General features: G+C 60.9%; 11 protein-coding genes. 7 read left to right on the forward strand and 4 right to left on the reverse strand.

Translation table 11 applies throughout. The features are described 5' to 3' along the window. The first annotated feature begins 245 nt into the window (after positions 1-245). From IEX75_RS12135 to IEX75_RS12145, 3 genes are all read left to right on the forward strand, one after another. The gene (locus IEX75_RS12135; RefSeq protein ID WP_188794583.1) at positions 246-1,697 is read left to right on the forward strand and encodes a DHA2 family efflux MFS transporter permease subunit; all 1,452 of its coding nucleotides are present in this window, start codon (positions 246-248) and stop codon (positions 1,695-1,697) included. A gap of 402 nt (positions 1,698-2,099) precedes the next feature. Next, positions 2,100-4,307, forward strand: a complete 2,208-nt coding sequence (locus tag IEX75_RS12140) for a hypothetical protein (protein WP_188794584.1) — start codon at positions 2,100-2,102, stop codon at positions 4,305-4,307. A 39-nt stretch (positions 4,308-4,346) separates the two neighbouring features. Beyond that, entirely contained in the window at positions 4,347-5,108 is a 762-nt protein-coding gene (locus tag IEX75_RS12145; protein ID WP_188794585.1) for an FkbM family methyltransferase, read from the forward strand. Between the two features lie 96 nt (positions 5,109-5,204). Here the strand turns inward: IEX75_RS12145 and IEX75_RS12150 are convergent, their stop codons facing one another. The 4 genes from IEX75_RS12150 to IEX75_RS12165 form a co-directional block, all read right to left on the reverse strand. Then, on the reverse strand, positions 5,205-8,990 hold the full coding sequence (locus tag IEX75_RS12150; protein ID WP_188794586.1) for a translocation/assembly module TamB domain-containing protein: 3,786 nt from the start codon (positions 8,988-8,990) through the stop codon (positions 5,205-5,207). A 10-nt stretch (positions 8,991-9,000) separates the two neighbouring features. Then, positions 9,001-10,764: an autotransporter assembly complex protein TamA gene (locus IEX75_RS12155; protein ID WP_188794587.1), complete on the reverse strand. Its 1,764-nt coding sequence runs from the start codon at positions 10,762-10,764 to the stop codon at positions 9,001-9,003. A 180-nt stretch (positions 10,765-10,944) separates the two neighbouring features. Then, a complete protein-coding gene (locus IEX75_RS12160) occupies positions 10,945-13,572 on the reverse strand; it encodes a glycosyltransferase (RefSeq protein ID WP_229720801.1) in 2,628 nt (875 codons plus the stop codon). 413 nt (positions 13,573-13,985) lie between these two features. Beyond that, positions 13,986-14,453, reverse strand: coding sequence for a Dps family protein (locus IEX75_RS12165; protein ID WP_188794588.1), 468 nt, complete (start codon positions 14,451-14,453; stop codon positions 13,986-13,988). 111 nt (positions 14,454-14,564) lie between these two features. Between IEX75_RS12165 and hrpA the strand changes: the two genes are divergently transcribed. The 4 genes from hrpA to IEX75_RS12185 all read left to right on the forward strand — a co-directional run bounded on the left by hrpA (position 14,565) and on the right by IEX75_RS12185 (position 23,559). Continuing rightward, on the forward strand, positions 14,565-18,617 hold the full coding sequence (gene hrpA, locus IEX75_RS12170) for an ATP-dependent RNA helicase HrpA (RefSeq protein ID WP_188794589.1): 4,053 nt from the start codon (positions 14,565-14,567) through the stop codon (positions 18,615-18,617). A gap of 123 nt (positions 18,618-18,740) precedes the next feature. Continuing rightward, entirely contained in the window at positions 18,741-20,867 is a 2,127-nt protein-coding gene (locus IEX75_RS12175; protein ID WP_188794590.1) for a bifunctional (p)ppGpp synthetase/guanosine-3',5'-bis(diphosphate) 3'-pyrophosphohydrolase, read from the forward strand. A 122-nt stretch (positions 20,868-20,989) separates the two neighbouring features. Continuing rightward, entirely contained in the window at positions 20,990-22,729 is a 1,740-nt protein-coding gene (locus tag IEX75_RS12180; RefSeq protein WP_188794591.1) for a hypothetical protein, read from the forward strand. Then, positions 22,726-23,559: an NAD-dependent epimerase/dehydratase family protein gene (locus tag IEX75_RS12185; protein WP_188794592.1), complete on the forward strand. Its 834-nt coding sequence runs from the start codon at positions 22,726-22,728 to the stop codon at positions 23,557-23,559. The genes IEX75_RS12180 and IEX75_RS12185 overlap by 4 nt, the downstream gene beginning before the upstream one ends. The last annotated feature ends 137 nt before the right edge of the window (positions 23,560-23,696 follow it).

Genomic DNA, 23,696 nt, shown 5'->3' on the forward strand with positions numbered 1-23,696 from the left:
GACGATGCGTGGGAGCGATGAGGACACGCCAAAGGCTGGATTTGATCGATCTAAACAGGGGGTGTCAAACCGCAGCGCAGCATCCGTTGCAGTGCCTTGCGACGGGTATGTGCGCGTCGTGATGCCTATTTCTCCGGGCTCCGATCCCGTGGACGCATGTCATGTCGATTTCTACATTCCCTATTCGACGTACTAAAGAGCAAACTCTTACGATGCCCGCATCACCCTTATCCAAGGATGCACTAATGACTCACCCGCCCCACATCGCCATACATCCCGACCGCCGCTGGCTGGCACTCATCGTGCTCTGCCTGGGCGTACTGATGATCGTGTTGGACACGACGATCGTTAATGTGGCGCTGCCTTCCATCAAGGTCGATCTGGCATTTGGCGATACCGAGCTGGCCTGGGTGGTGAATGCCTATCTGCTTACCTATGGCGGATTCCTTTTGCTGGGTGGCCGACTGGGTGATCTTTATGGACACCGCCGCGTGTTCCTGATCGGCGTCGCCGCCTTCACGCTGGCTTCGCTGGCTTGCGGCCTTTCCACCACGCAGGCGGCATTGGTCATCGCGCGCGCCATACAGGGCTTGGGTGGCGCCGTGGTGACGGCGGTGGCGCTGTCATTGATCATGGATTTGTTCACCGATCCGCAGGATCGTGCCAAGGCGATGGGTGTGTACGGTTTCGTCTGCGCGGGTGGCGGCAGTCTTGGCGCCATGCTGGGCGGTGTGCTGACCAGCAGCTTGAGTTGGCACTGGGTGTTTCTGGTGAATCTGCCTATTGGTGTAAGCGTGGTGGTGGCTTCGCTGCGCCTGTTGCCGGCGGCGGTGGGAAACACGGCATCCAGGCATCTTGATGTGTGGGGCGCGGTGACGGTGACTGCTGCGCTGATGCTGGCCGTGTATGCCATCGTCAATGGCAATCAAATAGGTTGGCTGTCAGCGCGGACATTAGGGCAATTGGCCATCGCGCTGGTTTTGTTGCTGATCTTCTTCTGGTTGGAAGCGCGCGTGCATACGCCACTGATGCCACTGCGCTTGTTCCGCCTGCGCAATCTGATGGTGGCCAATCTGGTCGGCGTGCTGTGGGCGGCAGCGATGTTCGCCTGGTTTTTCCTGTCTGCGTTGTATATGCAATTGGTACTTGGCTATGGGCCGATGGAAGTGGGCCTCGCCTTCTTGCCGGCCAACTTGATCATGGCGGTGTTTTCGTTGGGGCTTTCGGCCAAATTGGTCATGCGTTTTGGGATTCGCCGGCCATTGGTGGCCGGTCTTGTGTTTGCGGCATGTGGCTTGCTGCTCTTTTCGCATGCCTCGGTACATGGCCATTTTCTGACCGACATCTTGCCTGGCATGGTGCTGCTTGGCATTGGCGCTGGTGTCGCTTTCAATCCGGTGTTGCTGGCCGCGATGAGCGATGTGGGGCCTTCGGAGTCCGGATTGGCGTCAGGTGTCGTGAACACTGCGTTCATGATGGGCGGCTCGCTAGGGCTGGCGGTGCTGGCCAGCTTGGCGGCAGCGCGCACGCAGGCTGCCGAAACGGCGAACGGCACGAACATGCTGGCGTTGACCTCGGGTTATCAGTTGGCGTTCCTGGTGGGCGCCTGTTTTGCCATGCTGGGTGCGTTGGCTGCAGCACTGCTTTTGCGTACTTCACAAGCGGCACAGGCTGAGCAGGCTACCGCCATGCATTGATAGCGATGCCATGCTTCATTAAATAAGTAAAACCTGAGCGAAACGGACAACTTTCGCGTACATGTATCCGGTGTCGGTGGTGAATCGTCCCACGGCCAGTACTTTCGTATTTTTCTCATCCCTTCGTCCGACTCTTCACGAAACAATCCTACGTCGAACGGTCCGAAGCAACGCAACGGTGTTTGCTTCGGGCCGTATGGCCTGTGCGGCCGATTCGAGCGAGAGCAAATGATTGGGGTGGCTATCTAAGCGATGGAATGTCTGTGTCACACCATGAAAGGCAACCATGCCTTTCCAGTTTGACGCGTCCGTCCGTGCCCGCAGGCTGATGAATCCATCGGTGCTCACAGGTTTGCCTGCTGAGCGATGACTCCTGACCAAAAGGTTTTTCCGGGAACGGCGATGAAGACTTCGGAAAACAATGCCAAACGCATGTTGACCAAGGCCGCCGCCTTTCCGTTCGGTGCCGGGTGCCGGCGCGCGGTCAACTTGCCTGTGTGCAGCATCAGTGCAGTGACGTTGATGTGCACGAGCCTAGTGGCGTGTGGCTATCTCGCGCCGGACAAGGCGAGATCGCACGCAAGAGTATCCGCTTCGGAAATCGCTGCGACGACGCCCGATGAGTCAAGCGCGAATGTGCGGAATACGCGGGACGAAGCACCGGTCACCCAGCCAATACCTACCTATCCATTGGCTGCGCCGGCGCAAGCGAAACCCAGCGTGCATGGAGTAAGCGCGACGTCGGTCGGAACCAGCGAAAAGCTTCCAGAACCGTCGCTCCATCGCGTCATAGGCGACGCCACGGTTTTTCTACCATCGCTGATCGATGACACGTTGGCTTCCGCCGATGACCATGCCGGCAGCAGTAATGCTTCGGCACCTTCCATACAACCCGTCGAAGCGGCCGCCTTTGACGAAAGCAACAATCGGATCTGGCTTGTTGCCATCATTGCCTTGATCGCCGCAGGTGGCGCGGGCCTCGATCGTTATCGTAAGTGGCGTGTGACGACACGCCGTCGACAAAAGGCCGACTACGGTAATGAGACGTGCATCCAAGATGTTGTTCGCCAGCCCGAGCAGGAAGGGGATCAAGCCATGGTCTCGGCTCCATTCGAACACGACGTACCATCGACACCTACGCCTGTGGTACTTGCCGACGACGAAACGGCCAGCGCCGGAACCGGACCGGTGCAGTTTTCATGGCTGCATTGGTACTACCAGCCGGGTAAATTCGATGCTCCCGAGCAGTGGGCGATGGAGTCACCGGTCGACTTTCTTCCGCCGTCGCTCGCAGAGCAAACCGTGCACGAAGCGGACGACGCACTCCTCGTTGCCGATGTGGCGGTAAAAGAAGAAGTGCTTGTTCACGAGCAGAGCGCTGATATGCCGGTGCCGGTGTTGACGACCAGCGACGATCCGCTGTCGCAGCTGTTGGATCAACTGGAGCGCATCGCGCTGCGCGAATCCGATGATATTTCCGCGCTCCTGATCGAACGTGGCAATGATTTGCCGGAAGTAATCTGCACTACCGGCGAACCCGTTTCGCACGATGTTCTGCTGGCTTGGGAAAGCATGCTGCGACAGGCCATACCTGACGCACAATCGCTAACCTTGCCGTGGCTGCTGGTCAGCACCCTCTTGCTGCGTGCCGATGATGCAAGCCATCGCGATGCCGACGCGTTGTACGCGGAAGCAGAAGAGTGGATCGGGCTTAGCATGACCGCCGACCACGAGCGGACTGCAAGGTGGCAGGCACGGCTGATCGACATTGACCTTCGTCGCGTCAAGCGGCAGAAAGGCGCGGCGCGTCTGCTCTCGTTGCGCAGCATGCAGTCGGAATATGCGCAACAGCTCGTGCAAGGTGAACCAGCAACTCTGTTCGCATGGATCGATGTGCTTATGTTCTGGGCGCAATGCCAATTCGGTGACGCCGCGCTTGCACGGTATACCGAAGCGGAGTCGATCTGCCTGCGTTTGAGCGAAGTGTCGGCCAGTACTGATGCTGCACAGCGGCGTCGTGCCGAACTGCTTCGTCAGCGCGCGGCGATCGAGCAAGGAGGGTCGCGATTGAGCAGTCTGGACACGGCACAAGCGCTGGTCGATGCCCTCTACGAGCGCGTGCCGAGCGCGGACAACGCGCTGGCCGTGGCCGTCATAGCGCTCGCCCGCGGTAACGTGCTGCCGCCGGAACAAGCCAAGGGAGCCTATTCGCATGCCCTGATGCATGCCTTCATGGCCGAAGGCGAGCCGCGTCTGCGTGCAGAAAGCATGCAATGCCGACTCGCCGTGCAGTGGGCGTATGAGAGCTTGCCAGGCATGGCGGTGCAAAGCGACGTTGCCATCGCCCTCGCAGGGCGGCTCGAGGCCATGCACGTCCGACATCCAGACACCTTGCAGCGCATGGCACAAACCTATTTGCGCCATGCCGATTTCGCGCGTACCTGCGAGCTTTGCGAGAGCGCTTGGCGCGATGGTTGTGCGACGCCGGCGTTGATCGCCATCTGGCAGGAAGCGTGCCGGCAGTGGGGAACGGCGTCCGCTTTACCGCAGCAGCTCGCCGCCCGGCAACAGACGATGAGGCACCTCAGCATCGCCAGCGCCACGTGCTAGCTCTTCCATCATCTTCATCACTTACTAGAGGTTTTCAATATGAATACGAAAAAGAAGCAATCTGACTCGTCGTCGCGGTTGTGGAACACGCGCTACGGCATGATGACGTCCATTGCGCCGAAGGGGCCGGCGGCACGCTCGCTGCAGCGCTACGGCGAATGGGCTGAGCAGGAACTCAATCTGCTGAGCGGCTTGATCGAGGACGGACAGAGCGTGCTGGAGTTCGGCGGCGAATACGGTGCACACACACTGTGGTTTGCGCAGGCCGTGGGCGAGCAGGGCGCGGTGCACGTGGCCGAGCCGCGCCGTCTGCCGTTCCAGCAGCTATGTGCGAATGTCGCCATCAATCAGCTCACCAATGTGTACACGCATTCGTGCTGGTTGGGTCGCGCCGCGGCGCAGGTGTCATTGTCCTCGCTGCCCGGAGGTGTAGTCCAGGCTGGCGAGCAGGATGAAATGGTCACCACGGCCACCGTCGACAGCCTCGAGCTGGAAAGCCTGCATCTACTCAAGCTCAACGTGCCGGGCAGCCTGATCGATCTGCTGCTGGGCGCCGCCGAAACCATCCGCAAGCATCGCCCGATCATCTATTACCGTCTTTCTGGCATCGAGCAGGTGGAGGCGGAGGTACAGGCGATCAAGGAGCTGGGTTATCGTTGCTGGTCTCACACGCCTTACCTGTATAACGCCGACAATCATGCGGGCGAGAGTGCCAATATCTTTCCAGGCTGTGTGCATCAGAATGTGATTGCATCGCCGGTAGAAAATCGCTTCGAACTTGAGCAGCGCTTTGAGCTCTGAAGCGCAGCAGCACTCGTCGGCTGGGATGACGATCGTGGGTTGGGTTACCCCGGATCAAGTCCGGGATAACCCAACCCACGCTTGGCGCGGTGAATTCTATTTTTCGATGCGGTAATTGATGCTCGCGCGATTGAAGTCGGTAGCGTTTTGCGCTTCAAAGTTCCAGCGTCGGCTCAAGCGATAGCGCAAGGTAATGACCTGGCCCGGCTCGAACAGTCCGATGCCGTAGCTGAGATAGAGGCGCGGCGACAGGTATTTGCCAACGGTGAAGGCAGAGCTGCCGTTCAAAGCATCGCTGCTGCTGACGCCGATGTCCTCGATGCCCAACTTGCTGCCGATACTCTTGGCCAGCAGATTGCCAGTAGCCGAACCGAGCGCTTGCGCAGCCGCGTTCACCATATTGCTTTCGCCGCCGCTGCTGACTTGCGAGATGGGCTTGCCGGTAATCAGATAGGAAAGCGCATCGGATTGATCCATCGTCGGGTTGGAGAACACGGTGAGAACAGGTCGCTGCGCGGTGCCGTTGATCTGCAAGCCCACTTGTTGGCCTTCGTTGATGGTGGCGTTGGGCTGCAGGCTACGTATCGCCTTGATGTTGAGACCGGGGTTGTCGATCGGCGTGCTGGCGAACAGTAGTTGACCTTGCTGGATTTGCAGGTTTTGTCCGTACGCTTTGTAGGTTCCGTTAACAGTCACTTGGCCTTGACCCGTGGTGGCTCGGCCGGGACGTTCGTCGACGGTAATGACGCCGCCAAGCTGCCCGTCCAGTCCCATGCCGACAAGATGAGCATGTCTGCCGAGATCGACCTTGATCGATGCATGGATGGGCGTCGAACCACTGTTGGCAGCAGGTTGTGGCTCGTCTACGACGACCACGTCAGATGATGCCTTGTTCGTGCCGCTGCCTGGCAGTTTGTCGAGATTTACGTCGGCGCTGTCCAGCTGCACGGAACCGGTAGCCTGGAGGCCTTGTGCGTCATGGCGCAGGAGCAGGTCGGGCGTGAGTACGACTTTCGCAGCAGGGATATCGATGACGGTTACACCACTGCCTTTCAGGGTGATCGCGGTAGGGGTTTGGGTATCCAACCCTGCGGTGCCATTGATGGCGAGCTTGCCTTTGCCGGATTGGACGTTGCCGTCGATGCTTAGTACTCGCGCGTCGTTCGTGCTCGCGACGATGCGGCCATCGGTAAGCTTCAGGCCTGCATCCGGCACTTCGGCGGCAAAGCCATCGACGGTAGCCTGCCCTGTGATGTCCGGCGTGGACAGTGTGCCACCGAGTTTGAAATTGCCGTCGACGCGTCCCTTCACACTGGCGAGTTCGTCCGTGAACAGGCCGATGAAAGCGAGATCTTCCAGGCGCAGGCCGACTTGGCCACTGAGTGCCTGTTGCTTGCCCGCGATGGCTACCTGGCCATCCAGACGTCCATTTCCATTGATCGATGCATGCACGGTCGCTTGTTGGTTGTCCGGCGCGAGCGTGGCATTCACCGCCAGATCTTTATAAGACAGCAATGGCTGATCAGGATGCTCGTTGTAAGTCATGCGGCCTTGTGCCGAAGTGATCGATGCATTGCCAGTTAGCGCACCTGCCGCGGTGCGTCGAATCTTGCCAAAACCTTCCAGCGTGCCATCGGCGCTGACGGGCATGTCGGTACTGCCGGCAGCGCTGGCGATCAAGGCGAGCGGCACGGCTTGCAGACGATAGCCGGCATCGAGATTGCCAGCCTTGTCCAGATTGCCGTTGACGCAAAGCAGCGGCTCGCCGGCGGTAAGGCATAGCTCACCAAGGCTGGCGCTGCCGTTGTTCCATCCCAGTTGCGTGGCCTGCTGCAAATGCCAGCGCGGCAAACCTTGCACATCCAGCGTGAGCGAGGAGAGCGTGCCGTTCCAGTTGCTGCCTTTCAATACACCGTTCAGCGCCAGCGACGTGGACAGCGGCGTGCCTTGCATATCCAGCGTGAGTTCGTGCTGGGCGGAGGTGCCTTGCCCATTCAAGTGAATCTGCTTGAATGCCATGCCACCAAGTTCAGCCCCGGCGGCATGCAATTGCAGTTTGCCGCCAATGCTGCTGATGTCGGGTATGTCGGCTTGCAACTGCAGTTGTTGCGCGCGCTGGTTATCCCAGGCCAGCGACTGGCCTTGCAGCGTGCCGCTGATCGCCAGTTTGGGATATTTGCCCAGTGCACGGAATTGTCCGTTGAGCGCGCCCGTCGCTTGCGGCAGCCAATCGTTCAACGAGGCGATGGCCAGTGTGATATTCGCGTCGTTGCTTTCACCCGGACGTGCTTGCAACTTCACCGTGCTTTGGCCGGAGGCAAGGTCGAGCGTGCCATCCACGACTTGATTGGGTAATAGATGCAGATGGCCGGTGCCACGCAACTGCCGTTGGCGGAGTTGTCCGTCGAGCTTGCGCAGTTCAAGCGTTGCATCCGGGCCGGTTTTGGCAAGCTTGCCTTGCGTGGTGAAATCGGCATCCAGCGATCCTGGCCAGCCGGCCAGCAGTTGGCCAGGGTCGAATTTGCTGGCGTTGGCCTGCAATTGCCAGGCAAGGTCAGGCTGCAGGGTGAGTGTGCCCCGCGCGGTAAAGTTGCCTTGCGGTTGCAGCACACTCAACGTGTGCAATTGAATCTGCTGCGCTGTTCCGTCCAGGTTGAGCGCTAGTTTTGCGAGCTTGCCGGGTGGGCCGATCGCTACGTCGCCCTGGGCGTGATACGCGTCAGCACTGCCTTTGGCCGCAAGCCGTCCTTCGCTGGCGAGTACTTGCCCTGCCAGGTCCGCTGGCAATTCGACACCCTTCCAGTCAACGGCGAGATCCGCACTCACCGGCTTTGCATCGAGCTGGACCGTGCCGGCGGCATGAACCGTGCCCTTGATCTGTGGCGAAGCGATCTGCAGTTGTTGCAAGCTCAGCTGCTTGAAATCCTTGTCGAAGCTGGCCTGTATCGGTTGCAACATCACCTGGTATTGGTTGAGATCGAGTTGACCGGTCAACGTGCCACCTTGCTGATCGCCGCTGCCTTGCAGGTTAGCGCCCAGCCGTGTGATCGAGCTGCTGCCAAGCAGGAGCTTGGGGTCGAAGGGGGGCGCGTCGAGCTTGGCCGTCCATGCATTGTTTTTGCGCTGGTCCAGGTCGAGCTGCAATTGCGCGTCCATGGGCTGGGTCAGGATCAGATGCAACTGCGCATTGCGGCCGTTGCCTTGGGCGTCGAGCGTGCCGGCGTATTCGACGTCGCTGATCTTCCATGCCACCTCGGCATGGCCTTTGCCGCGATAACGGCGACCGACACTGAGCTGACCGATGAGATCAACATGGCCATCGGGTGCCCACAAGGCTAGCTTGTTTACCTCGAAGCCGCCGTTGGTCCAATTACCGGCAAGGTCGAGCTGGTCAGCGGCGAATAGCGGCTTACCGTCTTCCTTGATCGTTACAGGGCCGATGTGCACGCGATCCAGTACCAGCGCGATCGGCGGTTTCAGCGAGAAGCCGCTGGACGACGATGTGTTTTGCTCCGAGACGGGTAATGCAACGTCCACGCGGTCTACACGCAGGTCGACAACGTGCAGGCGCTTGTAGAGCAGGGCAGTGATATTCCAGTTCAGATGCGTGTGCGCGATGGTGACATCTGTGCCCTTGCCGTCGTCGTAGCGCAGCAGCGCGATGTCGATCGGGCCGATCAGACGTCCTTCCGCCTGCTGCACTTGCAGCGCACCGTGCATGAGGCCTTGCACTTGTCCCAATGCGAAGCGCAAACCCGAGCCGGTGCATAGCAACCAGCCCAGGCCGCCTGCTACAAGCACAACAAAGGCGAAGGCAATGATGCCGATTACACGCAACCAGCGGCGACGAGAGCGAGGAGGTGTGGGTTGTGTCGTATTCATATCGTCCACCTCACAGATCCGGGCCGATCACGAGGTGCAGTTCCACGCCGTGGCGTTGTGCATCATTGATGGGCGTGCCCACGTCCACGCGAATCATGCCCACCGGCGAACGCCAGCGTACGCCGATGCCCGTGCCGATTTTGGGATGAACGTTGGTGCCGTTGAACGCATTGCCGGCGTCGACGAAGGTGGCGATACCCCAGCGCGGTGTGAAGTAGTGCTCGATGGTGGCGCTGCCGATCACCAGGCTGTTGCCGCCGATCACACGGCCATAGGTGTTTTCCGGGCCGATGCCCTGGAACGGATAGCCGCGAATGGATTGGTCGCCGCCGGCGAAGAAGCGCAATTGCGGCGGTAGTGCATCGAAATGATTGGTCCACACGTGTCCGAGGTCACCGCGCAGGATCAGACGATTGGTACGCCAGAACGAACGGATCCATTTGCCACTGGCCGTGATTTCGCTGAAGCGTGCGGTGGAAAGCAGATCGTTGGCGGTGCTGCGCGCATCAAAATTCAGCGACCAACCACGATGCACGAAGTCAAAATTGTCCGCGACCTTCCGGCTCAGCGAGCCTTCGGCATAGAACAGCGTACTGTGACCGTGTTCCACACCTGGGGTGCTTTCCGGTTCGTTCGGCGTCTTGCCGACATCGAACGAGCCGGTAAGCGCGTGCACGCCCACCGTGCGCACCCATTCGTGCCAGAGTTCACTTTCGTTGGCGACCAGCTCGAGCGTGCGTGATTGCGAGGTGACCGTGTTCGCATCGCGGAACGTGGCGCCGAAGTTGAGGCTGCGTTGATTGTCGCCCGGGAGCGGAATGGTGTATTGGCTGGAGAGCGTTTTCAGCCGCTGTGCCAGCACAATGTCGTTCTTCCACTTGTGGCCGTAGCTGTTCACCCAACGATATTCCACGCCACCACGTACGCCAACGCCGGTGTCCGTGCCGACGAACAAGCCGGTGGTGTAGATCCTGCGTTTGGCGGGTGCCAGTTCCACCTTGATATCGACGACGCCATCTTTCGCCTTGTCGGTTTCGGGGATGACGTTGACCACCGAAAAATAGTCCGCGCTATTGAGTGCTTGCTGCAAGCTCAGCAGTTGGTTCTGATCGAAGTAGTCGCCGGTCTTGAAGGGCACGTAGCGTTGCAGGAAATTCGGCTGGAACTGCGAGCCTTCAAACTGCACCTGGCCATAGCGGTAACGACGCCCTACATCCCAAGCCAGGTGGATGGCAGCGCTGCGCTCGCCGCGATTCACCTCGACGCGACGGACGGTGAGTTTCGCGTCGAGATAGCCGTTGGCCGTGAGCGCGTTGTTCAAGGCATCGCGCGCGGCATCGTAGCCGGCGTCGTCCAGACGCTGGCCTTTGAGTTTCTCGATGCCGCGGCGAGCATCGCGGATCGGCTTCAGCGCGGCAGCAGCGGGATCGAGCTTGACGTCGATGGACGTGACTTTTACGGGTTCGCCGGGGGTTACATGCAGGCTGATGCGCCAGTCCTTGCCGGCCTGCACGATTTTTCCGGTGATATGCGCGTCGTAGTAGCCATACGGGCGCAGTGCAGCGCCGGCCTCGGCATCCGCACGATCGTAGAGGCGATGTACCTGCGCTTCGCTGACATCGCGCGCAGCATATTGCGAGAGGCTTACGCCTGCGACGACCGCGGCTTTGAGCGGATCATTCACGCCATCCACAACAAGCTGCACCCCCGCGTGGCTCAGCGCGGGAACAAGCAATAGCAGGAGCAGGCTCAGATAGCGGTGAATCTGACGCATGCGGTAGGGTTCCATCCTGGATTGAGCATCGCAAGTGGCAGCTTAGCGAGCTGGGCGTGCACCGCGCATTAAGGCTGTTCTTATTTTGCGGTGCGTATCGTCCGTAGGTTGGGGTGCAAACCCCAACATCGTGCCGCTCACGTGGATGGCAATGTTGGGGTTTGCACCCCAACCTACGGGTCAGCCGGTCTTGTCACCTGATTTGTGCGCGATCCATGCACCCGCCAGCGCCGAGAAGTACGGAATCGACTGTGCGGCCAGGATGAACATCCACAACCGGCCTTCGGTGAAGTGAGCGGCCGTGCTCTTGGCCATGCCGATGATGCACAGCATGAGTGCGATGAACATAAACATTTCCTCGCGCACCGGGGTAAAGGCAGCGAAGTTGCTACCACCCAGGCGTCGGCTCTTGGCGGTGACCACGAACGAGGTTTTCTCACGCGTCAGGCCATGCAGAATGCCGCGCGCGATGGCATGGCTGAGGCTCATGCTGGCGAGCGAGGCCATGATGATGTCGTACCAGCCGCAGGGTACGCGCGCGCGGTACAACACGACACCGAAGATGGCCTTGGCGAAGAAGAAGCCGATGATCGGAATCAGGAACAGTTGCATCGGCAAGCTGAAAACCTGTGGCAGGCCGACCATGCCCGCGGTCCAGAAGATCGCCATCAGTGTGAAGAGCAAGTGCAGCGCATCGGCGAACCAGCTGAACCAGCCGGTGAGAAAGTGGAAACGCTGGCCACCGCTGAGCGGCCCCTTCTTCGTCATCCAGTTCCAGCGGCCCTTGAGGATCTGCATGGCACCGAAGGCCCAGCGGTAGCGCTGGCTCTTGTATGCCTTGAAGTCGGCCGGGGTGAGGCCTTTGCCCATCAGCTCATCGACATAGACCAGTTCGTAGCCGGCGTGCATCAGGCGCAGGCCGAGTTCGGCGTCTTCGCAGATGGTCCATTCCGACCAGCCGCCCGTACCTTCCAGTGCCGAGCGACGCACCATGGTCATGGTGCCGTGCTGGATGATCGCGTTGCGCTCGTTGCGATGATGCATACCGATGCGGAAGAAGCCGTCGTATTCCCATGCGGTCATGCGGCGGAAGCGGTTTTGCTCGAAATCGCGATGCGCCTGCGGGCACTGCACCACGGCCACTTTGGGGTCGTGGAAGTAACCGGTGAGCGTACTGAGCCAGTCCTTGCGTACCACGTAGTCGGCATCGATCACCGCCACCACATCGGCCTTCGGGCTGGTTTCCTTCAGGCCGAAATTCAGCGCGCCCGCTTTGAAGCCGGGCCATGGCTCCAGGTGGAAGAAGCGGAACTTGGACCCGAGCTTTTCGCAGTATTCCTGCACTGGCTGCCAGATCGCCGGGTCCTTGGTGTTGTTGTCGATCACCAGCACTTCGTAATTCTCATACTCGAGCGCGGCCAGCGAATCGAGCGTGATGATCACCATTTCCGGCGGCTCGTTGTAGCAAGCCAGATGGATGGAAACGAAGGGCTGCTGGTCGACGGGGTCGGGAGACCGCAGGGCGGCATGGCGCACCCATTGACGCCGCCACAACACTTCCGTGAACTCGAAGCCATTGATGAGCAGGATCGCCAGGATCGCCACCTGCGCGGGGAACAGCAGCACCAACATGCTCCAGTCCACCCAGCTCAGATAGAAATTGAACGGCAGCGTCACCGACCACACGATCAGGCCGCAGGCGAGCTGGATCAACACGTCGAAGAACAGCCGGCCCATCAGCTTGAAGCGCTGGAAGCGGATGCCGAACCAGATCATCGGGATGATCGCCAGCAAACTGGCGGCTATCGCCTTCCACGGCCAGCCGGTGTCTTCCGTTACCGGGCCGGTGAAGGGGAACTTGAGCTGGCGATCAGCGTTGAACACGCCCCAGTAGGCGCCGGTGCGGCCTTCGCCCAGGCCTTCCTTCCATGGTTGATCGAAGGCTTCGAACAGGTAGTAGTCGACGTTGTTGCGCTTGGCCCAGATCAGCCATTGGCGGTCGAAGATGGCTTCGTTGGAGATGGATGGATAGGCGCGTTCGCGGCGGTCGCCGTTGGAAGGCCAGCCGATCTCACCAACCACCACATGTTTGTTGGGAAAACGTTGCTTGATCTGCAGATAAGCATCTTCGGCCTGCCTGACTGCGCCCTGGTCTTCTCCCCGGAATGGCGCGGCCACCGTCACGCCGTTCCAAAAGGGGAACAGGTGGATGGTGATGTAATCCACGTGATCGGCCAGTTCCGGGTACTTCAGCCAGATATAGTCGGGCTCGGCGATCGACACCGGCTGGCGGATATGCGCGCGCGCGCGGTCGAGATACGTGATGACCTTGTCGACGGGCAGGTCGTTGCGGAACAGCGCCTCGTTGCCTACCGTCACGCGCTCGATGGTGTCCGGATAACGTCGCGCCAGGGCGATCAGCGTCTCCAGCTCCTTCTCGTTGTTCTCCAGGCGGGTGTCGATCTCCGCGCCGACCATCACCTTCAGCCCCTCTTTTTGGGCCAGGCGGAACACCTGCGGATTCACCAGGGTGGAGTAGGTGCGGATGCGGCCGGTGTACTGGTGCAGCAGCTTCAGGTCGCTGGCGATCTCGTCGTCGCTGGGATAGCTCTGGTTGAACGGGTTCTGGTAGCGCTGGAACAGCGATACGGAGAAGCCGTTGATCTGCCCGTGCCAGTCCTCCGGACCATGCGGAAGGTTGCCCCACCACCACAGGCCGATGTTCAACGCGGCAACCACGAGCGCCAGCAGGATGGCAGCGATGATCGATAAGGGGCTGGATTTGGTTGGAGTGGGTCTGGCGCTCAAGAAAATCCCCGAAGTTCACCCCTTTCGAGGCGCATGAATCCTGCGGAGCTTAACCAATTCGCGGTAGGTGGCTCAATAAATTGCGGGTGGGGTGGTCAGGCCGAGGTCAGGGCAGGGTGGCGCAAGAGTCGTACACCGCCTCGTGCCCTTGTCGGCAAGGACACGAGGATGGCCAGGTCGGGAGCGGGGCGTCGCGTTGGCTTGCTGCCGTGGGCGCGGGGTTTTCCCGAATGCCATGAGCTTGCAAGCGAGCCGCCATGCCGTTCATCACTTCATACTTTTTATTCATGCGTGCAAGTGAATGAAACGCATTTGGACGTCCATTCGTCTACCTGCGCTGCAACCGGAAATGCCGATCGGCTCGCCGGCCGCTATCTTCCTTGCACGGCAAGCAAGGGAACGCCAGTCCGGCATTACTTCAGCAAAGAGCGCAACATCCACGCAGTCTTTTCGTGTGCCTTCAGGCGGCCAGTGGCCATGTCCATGGTGCCTTCATCGCCGGCGCCGTCGGCTGCCTTGATCACCTCGCGCGAGGTGGCTGCGGCAATCTCGTGGCCGGTCCCCAACTGGGTCACCATCTCTTTCCAATCCGGCACGCCGGACTCTTCCTGGATGGTGGTGAGCTTGCCGAATTGGCTGTAGGAGCCCGGTGCGAACACGTCCAGTACGCGAATGCGTTCGGCCACTTCATCGGCCGCCAGCCACAGCTCGTTGTACTGGGTCTCGAACATGGTGTGCAGGCTGTTGAAGTGCGGGCCAGTCACGTTCCAGTGAAAGCTGTGGGTTTTCAGGTAGAGCGAGTAGGTATCTGCCAGCAGCTTGGAAAGTTGCCTGGCGATGACTTCGCGATCCTGCTCGGCGATGCCGATCTGGGTGTCCATGATGCACTCCTTATTTATCGAACCTGCGATCGAGGTTAGCCAACGGCACGTAGCGGTGGAAATGAATAATGCAGATGCCGGTGATAGATACGGGCTATCATGTGCGGCTCCATGAGCGATACGAAGCCCGACACTCCCCCCACTTCGCCGGAAAGCCGCCTGCGTGCGCTGCGCCAGTCGCTGGACATGGTTTCCAGCCGTGACTTCGGCCGGCTGCTGGGCCGCTGGCGCGGCCTGTCGCGTCGTCCGGATGCGAAGAAGCTGGATGCGCTGGCAACCGATATTGCCGCCTCGGCCGAGCGTAGGCAGCGGCGTGCGCAGAGCAAGCCGGACATCCGCCTGGACGAATCGCTACCGATCACCGCGCGCGCCGATGAGATCGTCAAGCTTATCCGCGAGCATCAAGTGGTGGTGATTGCGGGCGAAACCGGTTCGGGTAAAACCACGCAGCTGCCGAAGCTGTGTCTGGCGGCAGGGCGTGGCGAAGCGGGCATGATCGGCTGCACGCAGCCGCGCCGCCTGGCCGCACGCTCGGTCGCACGTCGGGTGGCGGAAGAACTGGGCACGCAGCTGGGTGACAAGGTCGGTTTCCAGGTGCGCTTTACCGATCAGGTTTCCGAGCAAAGCCTGGTCAAGTTCATGACCGATGGCATCTTGCTGGCCGAAACGCAGAACGATCCGTGGTTGTCCTCGTACGACACCATCATCATCGACGAGGCGCACGAACGCAGTCTCAACATCGATTTCTTGCTTGGGTATCTGAAGCGCCTGGTTGTCCGGCGGCCGGAGCTGAAAATCATCGTCACGTCCGCCACCATCGATACCGCGCGCTTCGCCGAACACTTCGGCAACGCACCGGTGGTCTCGGTGGAAGGGCGTACCTATCCGGTGGAAGTACGTTGGCGTGCCGTGGACGAGATGGCAGCGCGTCGCAATCAGCGCAACAGCGAATGGCAGCAGGGCAGTGCGGAACACATCGCCGCGGTATTGGATGAAATTACGCACGACGATCCGCTTGGTGATGTGCTGGTGTTCATGCCTGGCGAGCGCGAGATCCGTGATGCGCATCTGATGTTGTCACGGCGGCAATACCGTGAAACGGAAATCATGCCGTTGTATGCGCGTCTGTCTGCGACCGATCAGGACCGCGTGTTCAAGCCCGGGCCGAAGCGTCGCGTGGTGCTGGCCACCAACGTGGCGGAAACCTCGCTTACCGTGCCGCGCATCCGCTATGTGATCGATACCGGCACCGCGCGCGTGAAGCGTTATAGCCAGCGCAGCCAGCTGGAGCGCTTGCACGTGGAGCCGGTTTCGCAAGCGGCAGCCGATCAGCGTAAAGGACGCTGTGGACGTGTCGGTCCCGGTGTCTGCTACCGCTTGTATGACGAAGCCGATTACGCCTCGCGTACGGCTTACACCGATCCGGAGCTGCTGCGTTCCTCACTCGCCAATGTGATTCTGCGCATGCTATCGTTGCAGTTGGGCGAGGTCGATGAATTTCCATTCCTCGAATCGCCTGATCCGCGCGTCGTAGCGGATGGTTATCGCCGCCTCGCCGAAATCAGCGCCATTGATGAAAGGCGCCAGCTCACCCAGATCGGCCGAACGCTGGCTCGCCTGCCGATCGACGTGCAACTGGCGCGCATGCTGGTCGAAGCGCACACACTGGGTAGTCTGCGCGAATTGCTGGTGGTGGTGGCCTTTCTCAGCATCCAGGACCCGCGCGAACGTCCCGCTGATGCACGCCAGCAGGCGGATGCGGCGCATGCGGCGTTTGCCGATCCCAAGTCGGATGTCATCGGTGTCTTGAACCTGTGGCGCGAATACGACAGTGCACATGAAGAGCTGACACAGTCGAAGTTGCGTGACTGGTGTTCGCGGCATTTTTTGAGTTTCTTGCGGATGCGCGAGTGGCGCGAGTTGCATCGGCAGTTGCTGCTGGTGGTGCAGGAGCTTGGGTGGAAATTGGATGCCACGGGTTCTTCCCCCTCTCCTCTCCGGGGAGAAGGTGAGAGGACAAGCTCGCGCGGAGTCAAGTCCGTGCGCGAAAGGAGTCTTCAAAAGACTCGTACGGACGAAGCTTCCCGCAAGCCCCGCCCCGTCACCCCAGCCCTTTCTCCGGAGGGGAGTGAGAGCAGCGCCGAGCGGCAGTACGAAGCAGTACATCGCAGCCTGCTAGCCGGTCTCCCTACGCAAGCCGGTCACAAAGACGAAAAGGGCATCTACCGCAGCACCCGCGAACGCCGCTTCCAGGTGTTCCCTGGTTCGGCACTCGCCAAGACACCGCCGAATTGGCTCTTCGCCGCGCAAATCCTGGATATCGGTGGCCGCGTGTGGGGCATGATGTGCGCGCGCGTGGAGCCGCTGTGGATCGAACAGCAAGCTGCGCATCTCTTGCGCAGCACATGCCGCGATGCGCATTGGTCGCGCAAACGCGGCACCGTGGTGGCGTATGAACAAGTGAGCCTGTTTGGCCTGGTGCTGGTCGAACGTCGCCCGGTGACGTTCCAGAAGCAGGATCCCCCGCTTGCCCACGATATTTTTCTGCGCGAGGCACTCGCGCGCGGTGACATCGAAGCGCGCGCAGATTTCGTGCGCGCCAACCAGCGTGTAATGGACGACGCGCGCGGCATCGAAGCGCGCCAGCGTCGCGAAGGCTTGATCCGTCACGAAGACGAATTGGTGGATTTCTTCCGCGGCAAAATGCCGGAAGAGATCGCAAGCAGCCGTGCGCTGGATGCCTGGTACCGTCATGTGCGCCCTGCGGAACAGGCGGCGCTGCGCTGGTCGATTGACGATGTGATGGCCGGTGGCGCGGGTCTGGATCCAAAAGCGTTCCCGGCTTCGCTCGATGTCCCGCTGCAACGGTATCGCCTTGAATACCGCTTTGTGCCTGGCGATGAAGCCGATGGCGTCACCTTGCATCTACCGCTGGCGATGCTCAATGCCTTGCCGGCTGCTCGGTGCGAATGGCTGGTGCCTGGCTTGCTCGGCGACAAAGTGGCTGAGTTGATTCGCGGTTTGCCAAAAGCACTGCGCCGCAATTTTGTGCCAGCGCCGGATTTCGCGCGCGCGTTTGTCGAGGCGGAGGCGCCGCGCGATGAACCACTGGCGAAGGTGTTGGCAGCGTTTCTGCGCCGCACGACTGGCGTGGACATCGACGCAGGCGACTTCGCATCGATCGAACTCGCGTCGCACTTTGCCATGCGTTTTCGACTGCATGAGGAGAAAGGTCGCACGCTCGCTACGGGTCGAGACCTCGGCCAACTACGCCAGCAATGGGAGGGGCAGGCGCGCGAAGCGTTCTCGCGCAAGACCGACATTGAGCTCACGCGTGAGGACGTCACCAACTGGGATTTTGAAGAGATCCCTGAACAGGTGCGCTCCGAAGGTGGCTTGATGGCTTTCCCTGCGTTGGTCGATCTCGGTGAAGCCGTGGCGCTGCGCGTCTTCGAACGGCATGACGAAGCGCGGATGGCGCATGTCAAAGGTGTTGAACGCCTGCTACGTCATGCAATCGTCAGCGACGTCAAGCAAGCACGTCGCCGCTTGCCGATTTCCAATCCTATTTCCCTTAAATATGCGCCGCTTGGTAGCGTCGACAGCTTGCGCGAAGACTTGGTCGAAGGTGCTTTCGACGATCTGCTTGCCACGCAGCATATCAACGTGCGCAGCGCTGCCGAGTTCGACGTGCTGCGTACACATGTCGTACGCGAATTGTTTGCGGCTGCCGTGGAGCGTCTGAAGCTGGCCGAGCCGATCATCGAAGCGCAAGCCGAGATGAAGCCCTGGCTGCAGCCGCCGTTGATCGGCTTCGCCCGTGCGAGCTATGACGATCTGCGCGAACAACTTGACGGTATGCTAGCGCCAGGCTTTCTGCGCGAGCTGTCGACCTCGCGGCTTGCGCATTTCCCGCGCTACTTGAAAGCCATGCGCTTGCGTGCCGAACGTCTGCGTCAGGACCCGACAAAGGATCAGCAACGTATGTTGCAGGTGTTGCCGTATTGGCGCGAATACCTCAAGCATCGTGCCGCCGGCGATGAGGGCTTGGACGAATTGCGCTGGCTGATCGAGGAATGGCGAGTGTCGCTGTTTGCGCAGGAGTTGAAGACGGCCGAGCCGGTGTCGGTGAAGCGGTTGGCAAAGGCGCTCGAAGCGCTGTAGGTTGGGGTGCAAACCCAACACGGTAGACCTGTCATGGCGATGTTGGGGTTTGTACTCCAACCTGCATGCTCGATCGAGCGGTTGAGCTATGCTCATCCCATACGGTCGACAAACGAAGCACACATGGTTCACGCCACCACCACCGCAGGACACTTGGCGGCGTGGCAGTCACGGGCGGGCACACTGCCCCCGGTACTGGCCGACGCGCTGGCAGTGTGCGCGCAAAATGGCGTGAACGAGCACGAATGCGGCGACGTGTTGGACCTGCTGGCCATGCTTGGTTGCGATGCGCATACCCAGGCGTCCGCATTGTGGTTCGAAATCGGGCGCACGCATCCACTGGTGTGGGAGCAGCGCGCCGCGTCTTTGCCGGAGGAGTTGCAGCGTCTGGTCGCCGGCCAGATGGCCGCGGAACGCGTATGGGCATTGCATGCGCAGCGTCCGCCAGAGGGTGGTTCGGAGGGTTTGCGTCGCCTGTTGCTGGCGATCATTCGCGATGTGCGCGTGGTGTTTATCCTGCTATCACGGCAGTTGGCCCGCATGCGTGCTGCCGTCAACTTGCCAGAAGACGAGCGACAGGAACTGGGAAGGCTCACTCGCGACATCCACGCACCGCTCGCCAACCGTCTCGGTATCTGGCAACTAAAGTGGGAGCTGGAAGATATCGCCTTCCGCTACCTGCAACCGGATACCTACAGGCGCATTGCCAAGCTGTTGGACGAGCGCCGCAGCGACCGCGAACATTTCATCCGTGAATCGCTGTTTGAACTGGGTGAAGCGTTGCGCACGGCCGGCGTCAAGGCCGATCTTGCAGGACGCCCCAAGCACATCTACTCCATCTGGAAGAAGATGCAGCGCAAGGCGCTGGAGTTCTCCGATCTCTACGACATCCGCGCCGTGCGCATCCTGGTGGACAGCGTGGCTGACTGCTATGCCGCACTCGGCATCGTGCATGCCTTGTGGCCGCATCTGCCCGGCGAATTCGACGACTATGTGGCGCGGCCCAAGAGCAACGGTTACCGCTCGCTGCACACGGCGGTGATCGGCCCGCAGGGCAAGACGCTCGAAGTGCAGATCCGCACGCATGACATGCACCGTGCCAACGAGTTGGGCGTGGCCGCGCATTGGCGCTACAAGGAAGGTGGCAGCGGCGATGCGGATTTCGAGGCGAAGATCGCCTGGATGCGCAAGTTGCTGGAACCACGCAACGACGATGGCGAACTGGCTGCCGAGCTGCAGACGGAGCTGCTCGAAGATCGCGTCTACGTGTTGACGCCCAAAGGCGAAGTGGTCGACATGCCGCATGGTGCCACCGTGCTCGACTTCGCTTATCACGTGCATACCGAAGTGGGGCATCGTTGCCGCGGCGCCAAGGTCAACGGGCGCATCGTGCCGCTGACCCATCAGCCGCACAGCGGCGATCGCGTGGAAATTCTCACCACCAAGATTGCTGAACCGCGGCGTGATTGGCTGTCGCCGCATCATGGCTATCTGCATACCAGCCGCGCACGTGACAAGGTGCGTGCGTGGTTCCGGCGCAGCGCGCATGACGCCAATCTCGCGGCAGGCCGCGCCTTGCTCGAACGCGAACTGAAACGCCTGGCCTTGCCGGACGTGGACATTGCGAAGCTGCCGGCGCTGTTCCATCTGCAGACACTGGACGAATTGCTGGTCGGGCTCGCGCTGGGCGAAATCAGTCCGGGGCAAGTGGCGCGCGTATTACAGGAGTCGCAACAGCCATCCGAGCCGATTCCCAATGTCCCGGCCCCCGTGGCACGTCCCACCGTGTTCGACCACAGCGCCATCACCATCGAAGGAGTAGGCAACCTGCTCACCGTGCTGGCCAAGTGCTGCCAGCCGTTGCCCGGCGATCCGGTGCGCGGTTTCATCACGCGCACCAAGGGCGTTTCCGTGCACCGCGCCAATTGCGCCAGTCTGGCGCGGTTGGCCCGGCGCGATCCGGACCGGGTGATCGAGGTGAGCTGGGGCCAGGCCGACGCGCAGGCCTACGAGGTCACCATTCAGCTCAACGGCTACGATCGAAAGGGGTTGCAGAAGGATGTGGTGGGCGTGATCAGCAACGCCAACATCAACATCATTGCCTCCAACAGCCGGTTGTTCCCGCGTACTGGCGAGGTGGAGATGCGCTACACCCTGCGAGTGCGGGATTTCGAACAGCTGTCGACCCTGCTGGATCGGCTGGTGGCGTTGCCGAATGTGGTGGAAGCGCGCCGGGTGGGAGCGGGTTAGCCCCTGCTCCCTTTCCCCAGCGGGAAGAGGGAGTAAAGGTGCCTGAACGTAACTTTTCACCCCCGGCGCCTGTCATCCACGCAATGCTAAGCTGAACGCCTTGACCTGCCAGCTCACGAGCCATGAGCCGAAAGCGCGACCTGAACGACCCGGGCTACAACGGCAACGGCCGTACCGAACCCAAGCTGGGCAACCTGGATCAGCTGGACCGGCCGCAGGTGCCTGCGCCTGACGACGGCCTGCCACCGATCAAGGTGGAGCCCGCGTATCGCCGTGGCTCGACCGGCCCCAAGAGTCCTTATAAAAAGCCCAACTGGTTCCTGGCGGTGCTGATTGTCGTGCTGCTCGCGGTAATCGGCGGGCTGTGGTTCAACGAGAGCCGCTTGCGCAGCTTGGTGCCACGCACCGATTTCGACGATGTATTGCATCGCGCACAGGTGGCCTTGCAGCAAGGACATCTGGATGGCGCCGACGGCACCAGCGCGCGCGAATTGTTTGAAGCGGCACGTGCACTCGAACCGGACAACGATGCCGCACGGCAAGGTCTCAACGACGTGGGCCGTGCGGAGATTGCGCGCGCCGATGCAGCGCTGCAAGCGGGCAAGGTCGATGAAGCCTCGCAAGCCCTTACCAATGCGCGCGAACTGCTCGGCGGCGGCAGCGATGTGGATCGCCTGACGCAGGAAATCGCCAAGGCGCAGGTGTCGTCCGGCAAGACCGACACCTTGATCGCACAGGCCCAACAAGCGCTCAGCGACAACAAGCTCGATGGCCCGGATGGCGCTGCCGCGCTCTATCAGCGCGTGCTGGCGGCGGAGCCCGATAACGCGGTGGCGCGGCATGGCATGGACCAGGTCGGTGATGCGATGGCCGCGCAAATCCAAAAGGCGCTGAGCACGAACGACGTTGCCACGGCTTCCGCCGGTATCGATCGTCTTGCCGCGGTGCTGCCCAACTACGCGCAGTTGCCCACCTTGCGTGCCTCGCTATCAGCACTGCAGACACAAGCCAATAGCGCACTGACGGATGCCATCAGCCAGGGCAACGATGCCTTGCGCGCCGGACGTATCGACGGCGACGGCAACGACACCGCACTCGCGCATTTCAAGGCTGCACTGGCGATCGATCCGAATAACGCGCAGGCGAAAGCGGGACTCGGCCAGGTCGCGCAGGCGCTGGTCGTGCAAGCCAATGCGGCCATCGACGCCGGCGATGCCGATCACGCACGGCAGTTGTTGGATGAGGCCGATGCACTTGCTCCTGGCTCGGCGGATCTGATCGCTGCGCGCGCGCGCCTGGGACAACCGCCCGCTCCGCCTGTGCCTCCACCGTCTGCCGGCAACAAGGCCTCGACAGGTGTGCAGCAAGCGGCACAACAGCAAGACGGCAACGCACCACTGTCGACCGTGCAGCTCACCGGCCAACAGGAAATCCAAGTGGCCGACATGGTGAGTCGTGCCAAGCAAGCGGCAGCACGCGGCGACATCATGTCGCCGCCTGGCAATTGTGCGTACGACCTTTATCGTGGCGCGCTCGCCATCGATGGCAATAACCAGCAAGCCTTGGCAGGCTTGCAGGCATTGCCTGGCGAAGTACAGCAGCAATTTAACGACGCCTTGCGCAGTGGCAGCCTCAAGAAAGCCAACGACCTGCTCGATGCGCTCAACAATCTCGAGCCGGGTAATGGGGCCATCGCCATCTCGCGCCAGCGGCTTGCGAATGCATGGTTCGATCAGGCCGAGCAGCAGTTGGGTAGCGGTGATCGCGACAACGCTGCTGCATCGCTGGAACAAGGGCGTCGGCTGATGCCGGATGATCCGCGCTTGAGGGACATCATGGCGCGCATGCAGGGCAGTCGATGACGGTATTGGTATTTGGCGGCAGTAGCCAGATCGGGCATTACCTGCTGCCGTTGCTTGCCGCCAGGGATGAGCCGGTGGTGACTTTGAGTCGCGAGGCGCATGCATCCACGCAAGGCGTGACGTGGCTAAGCGGACAGCTCCCGGATGCGGTGCCCAAGGTCGAAGATATCTCCGCCATTTTCAGCTTGGGTCCCTTGAACTGGTTCGCGAGTTGGTTGAGCACGGCGGCATTGCCGCACGCACCGCGTGTCATAGTGGTCAGCTCGATGAGTGCGGAGACCAAGCAGGCATCGGAAGTCTCCGCTGAGCGCGATCTCTCTCAATTGATTCGCAGCAGCGAAGCGACAGTGGCCGAAGCCTGCGCCAAGCATGGCAGCGCTTGGACGGTGCTGCGTCCTACGCTTATTTATGGTGTGGGCATGGATAAAAGCCTTACGCCGATCGCTCGGCGAGCCATGCGTCTGAAAGTGTTTCCACTGCCGGCAGCCGGCGGCATGCGCCAGCCAGTGCATGCGCAGGATCTGGCGCATGCCGCTCTTGCGGCACTCGATAAACCTGCTGCGGCAGGCAGGGTTCTCGCTGTGGGAGGCGGCGAACGGCTCACAGTGGGTGAGATGTTTGTGCGCGTTCGGCGCAGTTTGCCGGTGGATACGCTGCCATTGCCGCTGCCGGCATGGTTGCTGCACTTGGCGCGCCGCAGCGTGGCCGGTCTGCGTGGACCCTTGAGCCGCCTGGAGGCGGATCTGGTGGCGGACAACACGGAGATGATGCGATTGCTGGGCGTGCAGCCGCGGCCGTTTCGGCCGGATGCGGAGTGTTGGCGCTCGTAGATTGGGGTGCAAACCCTGAGCTATCCCCACGTTTTCTGCTTGATGATCTGAACAAAATCAGCAAGCTAGCCAATATCTATTAAATGACCGAGCCGTCATTCCGGCGAAGGCCGGAATCCATGCTTCGCATTCACCAT

The organism is Dyella nitratireducens (assembly GCF_014642835.1).
GTDB lineage: Bacteria > Pseudomonadota > Gammaproteobacteria > Xanthomonadales > Rhodanobacteraceae > Dyella_B > Dyella_B nitratireducens.

Bases quoted from the DNA above. Each gene is read 5' to 3' on its own strand.
- IEX75_RS12135 (WP_188794583.1), top strand. From the start codon at position 246: ATGACTCACCCGCCCCACATCGCCATACATCCCGACCGCCGCTGGCTG.
- IEX75_RS12140 (WP_188794584.1), top strand. From the start codon at position 2,100: ATGAAGACTTCGGAAAACAATGCCAAACGCATGTTGACCAAGGCCGCC.
- IEX75_RS12145 (WP_188794585.1), top strand. From the start codon at position 4,347: ATGAATACGAAAAAGAAGCAATCTGACTCGTCGTCGCGGTTGTGGAAC.
- IEX75_RS12150 (WP_188794586.1), bottom strand. From the start codon at position 8,990: ATGAATACGACACAACCCACACCTCCTCGCTCTCGTCGCCGCTGGTTG.
- IEX75_RS12155 (WP_188794587.1), bottom strand. From the start codon at position 10,764: ATGCGTCAGATTCACCGCTATCTGAGCCTGCTCCTGCTATTGCTTGTT.
- IEX75_RS12165 (WP_188794588.1), bottom strand. From the start codon at position 14,453: ATGGACACCCAGATCGGCATCGCCGAGCAGGATCGCGAAGTCATCGCC.
- hrpA (WP_188794589.1), top strand. From the start codon at position 14,565: ATGAGCGATACGAAGCCCGACACTCCCCCCACTTCGCCGGAAAGCCGC.
- IEX75_RS12175 (WP_188794590.1), top strand. From the start codon at position 18,741: ATGGTTCACGCCACCACCACCGCAGGACACTTGGCGGCGTGGCAGTCA.
- IEX75_RS12180 (WP_188794591.1), top strand. From the start codon at position 20,990: ATGAGCCGAAAGCGCGACCTGAACGACCCGGGCTACAACGGCAACGGC.
- IEX75_RS12185 (WP_188794592.1), top strand. From the start codon at position 22,726: ATGACGGTATTGGTATTTGGCGGCAGTAGCCAGATCGGGCATTACCTG.